The following is a 13951-nucleotide window of genomic DNA, read 5'->3' as shown; positions in this document are numbered from 1 at the left end:
CAAGGACCGGAGCGAAGGGGAGCCGAGCAATGAGCCCCCGCGTAGGAGTGACGCTTTCCGGCCGCTACCGCCTGCAGCGCCTCATCGCCACCGGCGGCATGGGCCAGGTGTGGGAGGCCGTCGACAGCAGGCTGGGCCGCCGGGTGGCCGTCAAGGTCCTCAAGGCCGAATACTCCTCGGACCCCGAATTCGTCGAACGCTTCCGGGCCGAGGCACGCACGGTCGCGATGCTGAACCACCCCGGGATCGCCAGCGTCCACGACTACGGCGAAACCGAGATGGACGGCGAGGGCCGCACCGCGTATCTGGTGATGGAACTCGTCAACGGGGAACCGCTGAACTCCGTCATCAAACGCACCGGCCGGCTGTCGCTGCGCCACGCGTTGGACATGCTCGAGCAGACCGGCCGCGCCCTCCAAGTCGCGCACACCGCCGGCCTGGTGCACCGCGACGTCAAACCGGGCAACATCCTCATCACGCCCACCGGGCAGGTGAAGCTCACCGACTTCGGTATCGCCAAAGCCGTCGACGCGGCTCCGGTCACCCAGACCGGCATGGTGATGGGCACCGCACAGTACATCGCCCCGGAGCAGGCCCTGGGCCACGACGCCACCGCGGCCTCCGACGTGTACTCGCTGGGAGTCGTTGGCTACGAAGCTGTTTCGGGCAAGCGCCCGTTCACCGGTGACGGCGCCCTGACCGTGGCGATGAAGCACATCAAGGAGACCCCCGCGCCGTTGCCGGCGGACCTGCCACCGAATGTGCGCGAGCTCATCGAGATCACCTTGGTGAAGAACCCCGGGATGCGTTACCGCAGCGGCGGACCGTTCGCCGACGCAGTCGCCGCGGTCCGTGCCGGCCGGCGGCCACCGCGACCCAACCAGGCTCCGCAGATCGGCCGCGCCGCACCTGCCGCCATCCCGGGATCCTCACCGCGGCTGCCCGCGGGCCCGCCGACCGGGGTGCGCGCCACCGGCGCCAGGCAACGACCCGCCTCCGGCAGTCACCGTCCGCCGCCCGCCCGGCGCACGTTCTCCAGCGGACAGCGCGCGCTGTTGTGGGCGGCCGGGGTGCTGGGCGCGCTGGCCATCGTGATCGCCGTGCTGATCGTGGTGAATGCCCGCAATGACGGCCTCGATCAGCAACAGACTCCGCCGACGGTCACCGACACCGTGACCCCGCCGCCACCGGGGGAGACCGGTGGTACCGAACCCGCGCCCGCCACTCCGTCGAATTGGACTCCGGGCGCGGTGACCGGTAATCCTGGAGAAAAGCCAGGACAGTCCAGCTTCCTGGCCACCACCTGGCCTGAGCGTGGGCTGACCGCCCACGGCGAGCCACCTGACGAGATAAAGCGATGACTACCCCTGAGCTGCTGTCCGGGCGCTACGAGCTCGGTGAGATCCTCGGTTTCGGCGGCATGTCCGAGGTGCACCTGGCCCGCGACACCCGCCTACACCGTGACGTCGCGGTGAAGGTGCTGCGCGCCGACCTGGCCCGCGATCCCAGCTTCTACCTGCGATTCCGCCGGGAAGCGCAGAACGCGGCCGCGCTGAACCACCCGGCGATCGTGGCCGTCTACGACACCGGCGAGGCCGAAACCGCGACGGGTCCGCTGCCGTACATCGTGATGGAGTACGTCGACGGCGTGACGCTGCGCGACATCGTGCACAACGACGGCCCGATGCCGCCGAAACGCGCCATCGAAGTGATCGCCGACGCCTGCCAGGCCCTGAACTTCAGCCACCAGCACGGCATCATCCACCGCGACGTCAAACCCGCGAACATCATGATCAGCAAGTCCGGCGCGGTGAAGGTGATGGACTTCGGCATTGCCCGCGCGCTGGCCGATTCGCACAGCGTCACCCAGACCGCCGCGGTGATCGGGACGGCGCAGTACCTGTCACCCGAGCAGGCCAAGGGCGATTCCGTCGATGCCCGTTCCGATGTCTATGCGCTGGGCTGTGTGCTGTACGAGATCCTGACCGGCGATCCGCCGTTTGTCGGCGACTCGCCCGTCGCGGTGGCCTACCAGCACGTCCGCGAGGACCCGGTGCCGCCGTCGGCCCGCAACGCCGAACTCTCGCCGGAACTCGACGCCGTGGTGCTCAAGGCGCTGGCCAAGAACCCCGACAATCGTTACCAGTCGGCCGCGGAGATGCGCGCCGACCTGGTCCGCGTGCATTCCGGCGAGCGCCCCGAGGCGCCCCGGGTGTTCACCGACGCCGAGCGGACGTCGTTCCTGAGCGCGCCGGTGGCCCGGGAGCACGACGCCACCGATCAGCTGCCGAGGCAGGCCGAGCACCGGTACGCCGAGCCACCCGAGGACCGCTCCAAGGGTTCGGTGGCCCGGTGGGTGGTCGCCGTCGCGGTGCTGGCCGTGCTGACGGTGCTCGTCACGCTGGCCATCAACTTCTGGGGTGGGGAGACCCGTGAGGTCCAGGTCCCGGACGTGACGGGGCAAGCTCAGGACGACGCCATCGTGGTGTTGCAGAACGCCGGTTTCCGCACCCGCACAAACCGCCAGCCCGACAACGAAGTGGCACCGAACCTGGTCATCAGCACCGACCCGGCCGCCAGCAGCTCGGTGGCGGCGGGCGACGAGATCACCGTCAACATCTCCACCGGCCCGGAGCAGCGGTCGGTGCCCGACTGCCAGGAGGGCACCACCTACGAGGACTGCGTGACCAAGCTGCGGGATGCCGGCTTCAGCCGCTTCACTCGCACCACGTCGGTGTCCACACCTGAGCTCAAAGACAAGGTGCTGCAGACCAACCCGCCGGCCAATCAGACCTCGGCGATCACCAACCAGATCATCATCGTCATCGGGTCCGGTCCGGGTAGCAAGCCGGTGCCGGATTGTTCCGGTCTTAGCGGCGATGACTGCCGGGCGCTGCTGACCCAGTCCGGGTTCTCGAACACCCTGCAGGTGGATGTCGACAGCACCCAGCCGCCGGGGACGGTGCTGCGCACCAATCCACCCGCCGGCACCAACGTCCCGGTGACCGACGTGATCCAGATCCAGGTGTCGCGCGGCAACCAGTTCGTCATGCCAAACCTGCGCGGGCAGTTCTGGGACGATGCTCGGCCGCTGTTGCAGTCGCTGGGGTGGACGGGCAACCTGGTCAAACTCCCGAATGCACAGAACAGCGGGGTTCCCACCAACGGGGTGGTGACCCAGGACCCGGCCGCCGGTGAGGCGCTGCGGTTCGACGCGTCGATCTCGCTCAGCTTCGCGCAGTAGCCGCGGCCACCGCGTCGGCCACTTCGGTCTCCAGCCGGCGCACCAGCGTCTCCTCGGGGGCTTCGCCGCAGGCGGCCAGCCAGTTCGCCAGCATGCGGTGCCCGCCCTCGGTGAGGATCGACTCCGGGTGGAACTGCACCCCATGGATCGGCAGCGCGGTGTGCCGCACACCCATCACCACACCGCCGCGGGTGCGGGCCGTGACCTCGAGTTCGGCCGGCATGGTCTCGGGCAGGATGGTCAGCGAGTGGTACCGGGTGGCGGTGAACGGATCCGGCAGCCCTTCGAACACCCCGACATTGGTGTGGAACACGGTGCTGGTCTTGCCGTGCAGCAGTTCGGGTGCCCGGTCGACGGTGCCGCCGAAGGCCACCCCGATGGCCTGGTGGCCGAGGCACACTCCGAGCAGGGGTGTCTGGGCGTCGGCGCAGGCGCGGACCAGGGGGATCGACGCGCCGGCCCGCTCGGGGGTGCCGGGGCCCGGGCTGAGCAGCACCCCGTCGAACTCCGCGGCGGCCTTCTCGATCAGCGAGTCGGACCCCAGGTGCTCGTCATCGTTGCGCCAGACCTCCGCGGACACCCCGAGCTGACCGAGGTACTGCACGAGGTTGAACACGAAGCTGTCGTAATTGTCGACGACGAGGACACGCACCGTGACAGGCTACCTGGCGTTTTGCGGTTCGCGGTGGGGGAGTGGGCCCGCTCGGGCTCGCCGGGATCCCCAGGACGATCAGGCCCCCGTCAGTAGCTGATCGGGCCGGTGGGCTGGGCGTAGCGCATCCGCAGCGGTTCGTTGTGCCCGACGATGTTGATCTCGTCCTGCACCTGCTCGGTGTAGCCGAGCCCGAACCGCACCACGTACTGCTTGTACAGCGTCACCAGCGGTGCGTCGGCCAGCGCGGATTGCATGGCCGAGACGTTGCCGACCGCCATGATCGTGTACGGCGGGCTGTAGGTGCGACCGTTCAACAGCAACGTGTTGCCCACACACCGGGGCGCCGAGGTACCGATGATCCGTTGATCCTGCATCTGGATGGCTTCAGCGCCGGCCGTCCACAGCGCGTTCAGCACGGCCTGGATGTCCTGCTGGTGCACCACCAGGTCGTCGGGGGAGGCGTCGCGGGGAAACCGGCCGTTGGCGTCGCGCTGAGCGTCGGTCAAGGTGATGATCAGCCCCGGGCCCTGCACGGCGTCCACCCCGGCTTCGTCGGAGAGTTCCGCCGCGCGGGCCTGCATGGCGGCCAGTGCGCGATCGGAGGAACCGCCGTGGGTGTTGTCGATCGCCGAGGCCAGGTCGTCGCGCTGGGCGCTGAGCCGGTCCACTGATCGCTGGGACTGCCGCACCAGGTCGACCAGGCGCGGCGAATCACTGCGGCGGATCTCGTCGCCTCCTGACACGCCGTGGGTGGCGGCCAACAACAGCCCGGCCAGCAGGCAGACCACCGGCACACCCCAGCGCCAGGCACCGGCCCGGGTGGTGGACGTGTCGTTTTTCATGTGGTCCTCCCCGCTCGGGAATTCTCGGGTACGGGCTCGGCTGGGCTAGGCTCGGTCAGGTCCTATCCATCGTCGCACCCGTTTGACCGCCCCACGAAGGTAACCATGCCCAAGTCCAAGGTTCGCAAGAAGAACGACTTCACCGTCAACCCGGTCAGCCGCACGCCGGTCAAGGTGAAAGCCGGGCCGTCACCGGTGTGGTTCGTGGTGTTTTTCATCAGCCTGATGCTCATCGGACTGGCCTGGCTGCTGGTGTTCCAGCTCGCGTCCTCGGAGTTGCAGTGGATGGCCGATCTGGGTCCGTGGAACTACGCAATTGCTTTTGCCTTCATGATCACCGGTCTTTTGCTGACGATGCGGTGGCGCTGACCTCCCACGCAGACTCTCTGAACTCGAACCCGTCGGAACTGGCCGGCCAGATCGGCAACGATCCGGCCGCCAATCACACGCGTGTTATTCATCCCCATTGTGGATAGCACTTGTGGATAACTTCGTCTGCAGTGGTGAGGCACCCTATGAATGCCGTCCAGCAAACTAGTTGGGGCCCTCGTACGGCCGGAGTCGCAGCTCTGGGCCTTGCCGGTCTGGTGATGGCTATCGCGTGTGTGACTCTGATCACAGACGCGCCCGGCCGGTTCCTCACCGGGGTTGCCGCAGTGGGTCTGATTGTGTTTGCAAGCTTCTCGTGGCGCGCGCGCCCGAAACTAGCAATCACCGCCTCCGGGCTGGAGATCCGCAACTGGCTGTCGACCAGGCATCTGCAGCGCTCCGACATCGCGCTGATCAGGATCACCGAGTTCCGGCGAATCGGCCGGAAAGTCCAACTCCTGGAGATCGAGTCCACCGACGAGCGGCTACACGTCTTCACCCGCTGGGATCTGGGGACCAACCCGCTCGAGGTGCTCGACGCGTTGACAGCCGCCGGCTACACCCGCTGAAAAGCACAGCGGCGCACCGACCACCGCAGTGGTCAGCGCGCCGCCGACGTCCGTCAGGACGACATCAAGAAATGGTGATCGACTCGATGACCACCGGCTCGGTGGGACGGTCGTTACGATCGGTCGCGGTGGTGGCGATGGCGTCGACCACCTTCTGCGACTCGGGGTCGACAACCTCACCGAAGATGGTGTGCCGGCGGTTCAGGTGCGGAGTCTGGCCCACGGTGATGAAGAACTGCGAGCCGTTGGTGCCCGGGCCTGCGTTGGCCATGGCCAGCAGATACGGCTTGTCGAACTGCAGTTCCGGATGGAACTCGTCGGCGAACTTGTAGCCCGGTCCGCCGCGGCCGGTGCCGGTGGGGTCACCACCCTGGATCATGAAGCCCTCGATGACGCGGTGGAACACCGCACCGTCGTAGAACGGGCCGGAGGCACTGCCCGACGCGTTCTCCGTCGAGTACTCCTTGGTGCCCTGAGCCAGCCCGACGAAGTTCGCGACGGTCTTGGGGGCGTGGTTACCGAACAGCGCGATCTTGATGTCGCCACGATTGGTGTGCAGCGTTGCAGTGGCGGTCTGAATGGAGCTAGTCACGGTTTCACAGTCTGCCACTGCCGGATGAACGCTCCGGTGGGACCCACTGCCTGCCCGCATCGGACCCGTGTGCTTGCCGTTGATGGCAGGCTCTAAAGTCCGTGCTGACCGTCGCAGAGAGGCATTCCATGACTTCCAAGACCGACTCCCGCTTGACCCCGCGCCAGCGTCTGGGCCGCGGCCTCGCCCACACCGCCGTGGGTCCCGTCGACATCGCCCGCGGCGCCGTAGGCCTGAGCGCACAATCGGTGTCTGCCACCGCCGCCAGTGTCCGGCAGCAGTACCGCAAGAGCCGGCTGCGCAAGGAGCTGGCCGCCGCGCAGGACGTCATCCAGGGCACAGTGGCCCGCGAGCTCAGCGCCGCCCAGGCAGTGGTCGCCACCTTGCCCGCCGCGATCCAGGACGCCCGCAAGCCCCGTCGGCGTCCCCGCCTGCTGGTGCTCGCCGGCGCCGGTGTCGCGGTACTGGGAGTGGGCGCGGTGGCCTTCTCGGTGATCCGCCGCACGCGCCAGCCCGAACCTTCGCCGCTGCCGCCCAGCGTGCAGGTCGAACCCCGGCCCTAGCCGGTCAGCGCGCAGCCGGGGTCGGCGATGCTGCGGAGATCCGCGCCCAGGGCAGGATGGCGCACGCCGCCAGCACCAGCCCGGCGCCGGCCCATTGCGGCCTGGCCAGTGACTCACTGAGGAACAGTGCCGCCGCGAGCACTCCGACCACCGGTTCCAGCAGGCTCAGCAGGCTGCCCGCGACCGGGCCCAGCGCCCGCACCGCCAGATACGCACCGCCGATTCCCAGCGGGACGATGACCGCCCCCTGGACAAGGATCGACCCCCACCCGGCCGGGGTGAAGCTCCATGCCGGCGGGAAGAAGAGAAGACCGACGCCGGCCGCAGCCGCCGCTCCGAGTGAGGTCAGGGCCGTGGCGGTCACCACGCTGGTGCGCCGCAGGCAGGGCTCGCCTATCAGGTAGTACGCGGCATATCCGGCGGCGCACACCAGTGCCAGCGCGACACCCGACCCCACGACGGTGCCACCCCCGGCACCGGCGACAAGAGCGATGCCGGCGACCATCACCCCGCATACCAACCACGTCCGGATGTGCGGCATCGACCTGGTCAGCACCGCGCTGGCGACAAGCACAAACACGGGCGACACATGCGCCAGGACAACGGCGATCTGGGCTCCGGTGAGGTCGATCGCCGCGAAGAAGCAGAGCAGCTGGATCGCAAAGAGCGGGCCGCACACACCCGCCAGCACGGCGCCGTCACGCCAGGAGATCCGGAGGCGTCCGGTCGCGGCCGCGATGACCAGCAGCAGGATTCCGCCGATCAGGCTGCGCAGGAACACCATCACCGTCGGCGTCACCGCACCTGCGTACCCGATGGCGGCGACGGTGGGCGTCAGCCCGTACGCCAGCGCGGAGACCACACCACCGGCCCAGGCCGCACGCCGCAGGCGGTGCTGCCGGTGGGAGACCGGCTCTGGCGACGCGATGGGCTTCGGCAGCCGGGCAGTCACTCGCCCAGTACCGGCGGGGCCGACCGGTACGTCACCGGGGTGAGCGAGAACTCGATCGGGTTGCGCACCGTGCGCACCGGGGATCCCGGTATCACCGCTTCGGGTGCCAGCCCCAGAGCGACGGCCGCTTCGAACGCCTCGGCAATCGAATTGACCGGTCCTGCAGGCACTCCCACTTCGGTGAGCCGAGCGGTCCATTCCGGGGCGGTGGCGGTGCGCAGGGCGGCGGTGAGCAGCTCGATCAGCTCGGCACGGTGTCCCACCCGCGCGGCGTTGGTGACGAAGCGGGGATCCTGCGCCCATTCCGGGTGGCCGAGCACCCCGGCCAGGGCGGCGAACTGTTTGTCGTTACCGACGGCCAACGCGATGGGCCGGTCGGCGGTATCGAAGGTCTCGTACGGCGCAATGCTGGGGTGGCGGTTGCCCATCGCGATGGGCTGGGCATCGGCGCCCAGATAGGCGCAGGCCTGGTTGGTCAGTGCCGACAGCAGCGACGGCAGCAGGGCGGTGTGTACCTGCTGGCCCTCACCGGTGCGGTCCCGGTGCCGAAGAGCGGCAAGGATTCCCGTGGCCGCGTGCAGGCCGGTGATGATGTCGACGACGGCCACGCCCACCTTGGTGGGGGTGGTGGCGTCGGGGCCGGTGATGCTCATCAGGCCGCCCATCGCCTGTACCAGCAGGTCGTACCCGGGCAGTGCCGCCCCGGCTCCAGCTCCGAAGCCGGTGATCGAGCAGTACACCAGCCCCGGGAACTCCCCTCGCAAGTCCTGGTAGCCGAGTCCGAAGCGTTCCATGGTGCCGACCCGGAAGTTCTCCACCAACACATCTGCCTTGGCGACGATTTCCCGGGCCGCAGCGATGCCGCCGGCGGTGAACAGATCGAGCACGACCGAGGACTTGTTTCGGTTCACCGAGTTGAAATACGTTGCTGTGCCTTGAGAGTCATAGGGCGGGCCCCAGGACCGGGTGTCATCGCCGAGCCCGGGCCGCTCGATCTTGATGACCTCGGCGCCCATGTCCGCCAGCATCATGGTGGCATACGGACCGGCCAGCACCCGGGAGAAGTCGGCGACGACCACGCCGTCCAGCGCGCCGCTCATCGTCCGGTGGCTTTGAGGTAGACGGTGGTGGCCGTGGTGAAGAACTCCCTGGCGGCCTCGCCCTGCTCACGCGGACCCAGGCCGCTGCGTCCGTTGCCGCCGAAGGGAACATGCGGGTCGGCCCCGGCTGTCTCGGAATTGATGTGCACCATACCGGCTTTCACCTCGTCGAGGGCTTCGAGCACGTCGGACAGCGCATTGCCGAAGATCGCCACCGACAACGCATAAGGTCCCTGGCCGGCATACTCTAGCGCCTGCGCCAGCCCGTCGGCCCGCAGGACCGCCAGCACCGGCCCGAACAATTCGTCGGTCCACAGCTCGTCATCGGGTGAGTCCAGCTCCACCACCGTCGGTGCGCAGTAGTGCCCGGCAGTGATGTCAGGAGCAGCCACCTGTGCGATCGTGCGGGCACCGCCGTCGGCCGCCCGCGCCAGTGCCGCGCTCACCCGGTCCCGGGCCGCCGCCGAGATGACGGGCCCGACGTAGGTACGGTCGTCCTCGGGATCACCGACCACCAGCGCACTCAAGCGGTTTCGCAAGCGGTCCAGGAAATCGTCGGCGATCGCGGTGTGCAGCACCAGCCGCGAGGTGGCCGTGCACTTCTGCCCGGCCGATCGGAAAGCACCAGAGACCACCGCCTCCACAGCGGTATCGAGGTCGGCGTCGGCCAGCACCACCGCGGCGTTCTTGCCCCCCATCTCGGCTTGTACGGGGATCCCTCGCGCGGCGCACCTGGCCGCGACGTCGAGGCCCACCACGGTGGAGCCGGTGAACGTCACCGCGTCGACGCCGGGATGCGCGATCAAGGCTTGGCCCACCTCCTGCTCGCCGTGGACCAACGACAGCACACCCGGCGGCAGGCCGGCCTCCGCGAGCGCCCCCATCAACAGCCCGGCCGTGGCGGCCACCGATGTCGGCGGCTTCCACACCACTGTGTTGCCGTAGACCAGTGCCGGTGCGATCTTCCACGCCGGGATGGCGATCGGGAAGTTGAACGGACTGATCACCGCGACGACGCCCAGCGGGCGCCGCTCGACCAGGATCCGCTCACCGGCGCGCGGCGATGCGTACTGTTTGCCGGTAACCGCGTCGGCGCGGTGGGCGTGGTACCGCAGAACCTGTGCGGCGCGGGCGATCTCGCCACGTACCTCGCCGACGGGTTTTCCCGATTCGCGGGCGATCAGCACCTGCCACTCGTCGAGGTGGGTGTCGACGATGCCGGCCGCCCGCAGCAGATGGCCGGCGCGCTCGTGGATCGGGGCCCGGCGCCAGGAGCGGGCCGACTCGGCGGCGCGGCCGACCGCGGCGTCGACCTGGTCACCGGAGGCGTGGCAACCGGCGCCCACGATCACCGCCGGATCGTGCGGACTGGTACTGGTGTGTTCCGCACCCTGGCCCGCCACCCATCTTCCACCGATGTGGTTGTGCAGAGTGATCACCCGCGGAACGCCCCGATACCGGTCAGCTGCTCACCGATGATCAGACTGTGCATCTCGCTGGTGCCCTCGTAGGTCAGCACCGATTCCAGGTTGTTGGCGTGCCGCAGGGGGGAGTACTCGAGGGTGATCCCACTGGCGCCCAACAATGTTCGGCATTCCCGTGCGATCGCCAGCGCTTCCCGCACATTGTTGAGCTTGCCCAGGCTGACCTGCTGATGGCGCAGTGTGCCCGCGTCCTTGAGTCGGCCCAGGTGCAGAGCCAGCAGCATTGCCTTACCGAGCTCGAGTGTCATGTCGGCGAGTTTCTGCTGGGTCAGCTGATAGGCGGCCAGCGGCTTGTCGAACACCTCACGGTGCGCCACGTACTCCAGGGTCTGTTCCAGGCTGTCACGGGCGGCCCCGAGAGCGCCGAAGGCGATGCCGAAGCGGGCCTCGTTCAGGCACGACAGCGGCCCACGCAGGCCATCGGCCTCCGGCAGCATCGCCGATCCCGGCAGCCGCACCGCGTCGAGCACCAGCTCGGAGGTGATCGAGGCGCGCAGGGACAGCTTGCGGTGAATGTCGTTGACCGTGAAGCCCGGCGTGCCCGCCGGCACCAGGAAACCGCGGACCCCGTCGTCGGTCTGAGCCCAGACCGTGGCCACGTCGGCAATGGAACCGTTGGTGATCCACATCTTCGTGCCGTTGAGGATCCAGTCGGAGCCGTCCCGTTTTGCGTTGGTGCGCATTCCCGCCGGATTGGAGCCGAAGTCCGGCTCGGTGAGCCCGAAGCAGCCGATCGCCTCGCCGGTGGCCAGCCGGGGCAGCCACTCCTGCTTCTGCTCCTCGGATCCCCACCGGTGGATGGAGTACATCGACAGCGACCCCTGCACCGACACCAGGCTGCGCAGACCGCTGTCGCCGGCCTCCAGCTCCAGGCAGGCCAGCCCGTAGGCCACCGCGCTGGTACCTGCGCACCCGTAGCCCTGCAGATGCATGCCGAGCAGCCCCAGCGCGCCCGCCTCGGTGGCGATCTCGCGGGCCAGTGTGCCCGACTCGAACCATCCCGTGATGTTCGGGCGCAGCCGCTCGTCGACGAACCGCCGTACGGTGGCGGCGATTTCACGTTCCTCATCGGACAGCTGTGCGGCGATGTCGAACAGTTCCAGCGGTGCGGTCATCGGGTGGTTGCCTTTCCATGGATGGTGTGCAGAGCGGGTAGGACACGCGCGGTGACCTCGAGCAGCAGGTCGGCGTCCCGGCGGGAGAATGGCAGCGGTGGGCGGATCTTCACGGCGGTGGCGCCCAGCCCAGCCGAGCCGACCAGCACCCGGTTCTCCCGGAACTGGTTGATCAGGAAGTCGGCGCCGCGGGCATCGGGACGGCCGTCGGCGTCGACGACGTCCATACCGAGGAACAAACCGACCCCTCGCACATCACCGATGAAAGGGTGCTCGGCCGTCAACTCGCGCAGATGCGTCCCCAGGTAGGCCCCGACCGTGTCGGCGTTGGCCACCAGAGCCTCATCCTCGATCACGTCGAGCACGGCGGCGGCAGCCGCGATGGCCACCGGGTTGCCCCCGAAGGTGTTGAAGTAGCGGATCTCGGCGCCGAAGCGCTCCAACAGTTCGGGCCGCGCGACGGTGGCGGCGATCGGAATGCCGTTGCCCATGGGCTTTCCGAGGACCACCAGGTCCGGTACCAGGCCGTGCCGGCTGAAGCCCCACATGCCGGTCCCGGTTCGTCCGAAACCGGGCTGTACCTCGTCGGCGATGTACACACCGCCGGCCGCGCGCACCACGTCCGCGGCACCGGCGAGGAAGCCGGCGGGATCGGCGACCACCCCATCGGAGGACAGGATCGAGTCGGCGATGAACGCCGCCACACCGTGGCCATGGCGCTGCAGATCGGCCACCGCGGCGGCGACCGCGGCGGGGAACTGCGTCGCGACTTTGCCCGGTGGAAACCGGTGCGGTGCAGGCACTGTGCGAACATCGCCACCAAGGGGCTGCGACGCACCCAGCGACGGTGAGATGGCGGCTGCGGCGGCCGTGGTGCCGTGGTAGGCATTCTCTGTCACGATCACCCCGGTTCCCGAGCGCCCGTGACGCGCGATCCGCAGCGCCAGGTCCACGGCTTCGCTGCCCGTACAGGTGAACATCACGTTGCCCAGCGCATCGGGGAAGGTGTTCAGCAGCCTTTCTGCGTAATCCACGATGTCGGCGCCGAGGTAGCGGGTGTGGGTGTTGAGGGCGGTGGCCTGTCGGTGCTGGGCCTCGACCACTCGCGGATGGCAGTGGCCGACGGCGGGCACGTTGTTGTAGGCGTCCAGGTACTCCACGCCGTCGCTGTCGTACAACCGCGTTCCGCTACCCCGCACCACGTGCACGGGGTCTCGGTAGAACAGCCGGTAGGCCGGGCCCAGTGCGCGTGCCCGCCGCGCGCGCAGCGTGTCCTGATCCACTGTTGTGCTGGTCATGACAGTGCACACCTCCTGAGGAGTTCATCGGTCACCGCAGTGGGGTCGGCGGCTTCGAGTACCTCGAGGCGGTGCCAGGCTGATGCGATGTTGCGCAGGATGTAGTCGTTGTTGTCCGGGAACCGCGCCGCCCGCCACGTCGCGATGGTGATCGCGGTGAGCACCCGTGCCACCAACAGGTGGTACAGCAGTTCGATCTCGTTGTCGTTCAACGGGGTCCGGGTGTGGTAGCCGAGGATCACGTCGGTGGCCGCACCCAGGGCGGTCTCGCCGTCCACCTCGCTGGGGTGACCGACGTGGTAGGACGCGGCGACGGCCAGGTCGACCACCCGGGGTGCCGATACGGCATCGCCGAAGTCCACCAGGGCCACCGTCGGCGGGTCGCCGGCCTCGACCAGGATGTTGTCCGGGTTGGCGTCGTTGTGGATCACCTGTCTGGGCAGGTCGGCCAACCGCACAGCGCCGTCGCCGAGGAAACGCTCGAAACCGGCGCGCAGCGCGTCCGCGCCGGGCAGCGGCGGATTGTCGTCGATCAGTTCTCGGGTGCGGTGCGCCTGCTGGAGGTCCCACAGCAACGCGGTGTCGGCGCCCTCATGAGCGAAACCGTCCAGTGCGCAATCCAATTCGGCAATAGTGGTTCCGAGCCGACGGGGCAGGCCACGCTGCGGCTGCGCCTGCCTGAGCACGACGCCAGGGGAGAAGGTGGTCATCCGCACGGCGCGTCCGGCGGCCGGACCGTGGGTGAGCCAGACATGGGTGCGTCCGCCTTCGGTGGGCACCACGGTGGGCACCGCGACCGGGCTCTCGGCCAGGTGCGTCAGGATGGCGCTCTGGAATTCGGTGACCACCGGGGCCTCCGCGCCGTGCGCGACTTTGAGCATCCAGACACCCCGGTCGGACCGCACCCGGAAATTGTCGTCGCGTTCGCCGGAAAGCCGGTCCACAACGGCGTTCACGCCGTACTGCTCTCGGACGATCGTTGCGGCGTCCTCGAGGTCGACGCGGCCTCCCGCGTCAGTGAGCACCGCGTGCGGTGACGGGAGGTCAGCTGCGGTGCCGAGGTTCTGCGGTGTCACGGGTGATGAACCAATCTGTGCGAAAGTGCGGGAAGGACCAGCAGGCGCGAGGGCTGTGGTCGCAAAGCCTGCTGTGATGATGCCGCCGAGGC

The 13951-nt window shown here is 68.6% G+C and carries 14 protein-coding genes; 5 read left to right on the top strand and 9 right to left on the bottom strand.

Annotated features, from left to right (window positions below):
* Nucleotides 1-29: 29 nt before the first annotated feature.
* Complete coding sequence (locus NL241_RS00140) at nt 30-1361, top strand: protein kinase domain-containing protein (RefSeq protein ID WP_494396434.1); 1332 nt, start codon at nt 30-32, stop codon at nt 1359-1361.
* On the top strand, nt 1358-3244 hold the full coding sequence (gene pknB, locus NL241_RS00135; RefSeq protein WP_487692084.1) for a Stk1 family PASTA domain-containing Ser/Thr kinase: 1887 nt from the start codon (nt 1358-1360) through the stop codon (nt 3242-3244). The genes NL241_RS00140 and pknB overlap by 4 nt, the downstream gene beginning before the upstream one ends.
* On the opposite strand, the gene NL241_RS00130 is transcribed toward pknB, so the two are convergent.
* Both NL241_RS00130 and NL241_RS00125 read right to left on the bottom strand, forming a co-directional pair.
* Nucleotides 3228-3896 (bottom strand): aminodeoxychorismate/anthranilate synthase component II, encoded by a 669-nt coding sequence (locus tag NL241_RS00130; protein WP_494396433.1) that lies wholly within the window; start codon nt 3894-3896, stop codon nt 3228-3230. The genes pknB and NL241_RS00130 overlap by 17 nt on opposite strands.
* An 89-nt stretch (nt 3897-3985) precedes the next feature.
* Nucleotides 3986-4741, bottom strand: coding sequence for a DUF881 domain-containing protein (locus NL241_RS00125; RefSeq protein ID WP_494396432.1), 756 nt, complete (start codon nt 4739-4741; stop codon nt 3986-3988).
* Nucleotides 4742-4846: 105 nt separating this feature from the next.
* On the opposite strand from NL241_RS00125, the gene crgA reads away from it, so the two are divergent.
* Both crgA and NL241_RS00115 read left to right on the top strand, forming a co-directional pair.
* A complete protein-coding gene (gene crgA / locus NL241_RS00120; RefSeq protein ID WP_487692081.1) occupies nt 4847-5110 on the top strand; it encodes a cell division protein CrgA in 264 nt (87 codons plus the stop codon).
* Nucleotides 5111-5256: 146 nt separating this feature from the next.
* On the top strand, nt 5257-5679 hold the full coding sequence (locus NL241_RS00115; RefSeq protein ID WP_494396431.1) for a PH domain-containing protein: 423 nt from the start codon (nt 5257-5259) through the stop codon (nt 5677-5679).
* A gap of 64 nt (nt 5680-5743) precedes the next feature.
* Here the strand turns inward: NL241_RS00115 and NL241_RS00110 are convergent, their stop codons facing one another.
* Nucleotides 5744-6289: a peptidylprolyl isomerase gene (locus NL241_RS00110; protein WP_487692079.1), complete on the bottom strand. Its 546-nt coding sequence runs from the start codon at nt 6287-6289 to the stop codon at nt 5744-5746.
* Between the two features lie 110 nt (nt 6290-6399).
* Between NL241_RS00110 and cwsA the strand changes: the two genes are divergently transcribed.
* Nucleotides 6400-6834 carry a cell wall synthesis protein CwsA gene (gene cwsA / locus NL241_RS00105; protein ID WP_487692078.1) on the top strand — a complete coding sequence of 145 codons (435 nt, stop codon included), beginning with the start codon at nt 6400-6402 and terminating at the stop codon, nt 6832-6834.
* Nucleotides 6835-6838: 4 nt separating this feature from the next.
* Here cwsA and NL241_RS00100 read toward each other — a convergent pair whose 3' ends face one another.
* The 6 genes from NL241_RS00100 to NL241_RS00075 are packed head-to-tail and all read right to left on the bottom strand — an operon-like array spanning nt 6839 to nt 13859.
* The gene (locus tag NL241_RS00100; protein ID WP_494396430.1) at nt 6839-7786 is read right to left on the bottom strand and encodes a DMT family transporter; all 948 of its coding nucleotides are present in this window, start codon (nt 7784-7786) and stop codon (nt 6839-6841) included.
* The gene (locus tag NL241_RS00095) at nt 7783-8886 is read right to left on the bottom strand and encodes a CaiB/BaiF CoA transferase family protein (RefSeq protein ID WP_494396429.1); all 1104 of its coding nucleotides are present in this window, start codon (nt 8884-8886) and stop codon (nt 7783-7785) included. The genes NL241_RS00100 and NL241_RS00095 overlap by 4 nt, the downstream gene beginning before the upstream one ends.
* The gene (locus tag NL241_RS00090; RefSeq protein WP_494396428.1) at nt 8883-10325 is read right to left on the bottom strand and encodes an aldehyde dehydrogenase family protein; all 1443 of its coding nucleotides are present in this window, start codon (nt 10323-10325) and stop codon (nt 8883-8885) included. Before NL241_RS00090 ends, NL241_RS00095 begins: the two co-directional genes overlap by 4 nt.
* Entirely contained in the window at nt 10322-11485 is a 1164-nt protein-coding gene (locus NL241_RS00085) for an acyl-CoA dehydrogenase family protein (protein ID WP_494396427.1), read from the bottom strand. The genes NL241_RS00090 and NL241_RS00085 overlap by 4 nt, the downstream gene beginning before the upstream one ends.
* Nucleotides 11482-12783, bottom strand: a complete 1302-nt coding sequence (locus tag NL241_RS00080) for an aspartate aminotransferase family protein (protein WP_494396426.1) — start codon at nt 12781-12783, stop codon at nt 11482-11484. The genes NL241_RS00085 and NL241_RS00080 overlap by 4 nt, the downstream gene beginning before the upstream one ends.
* Nucleotides 12780-13859: a phosphotransferase gene (locus NL241_RS00075; RefSeq protein WP_494396425.1), complete on the bottom strand. Its 1080-nt coding sequence runs from the start codon at nt 13857-13859 to the stop codon at nt 12780-12782. The genes NL241_RS00080 and NL241_RS00075 overlap by 4 nt, the downstream gene beginning before the upstream one ends.
* Nucleotides 13860-13951: the final 92 nt, after the last annotated feature.

This window comes from Mycolicibacterium sp. SMGY-1XX, assembly GCF_059132455.1.
This window is presented reverse-complemented; position numbering and strand designations above follow the sequence as displayed.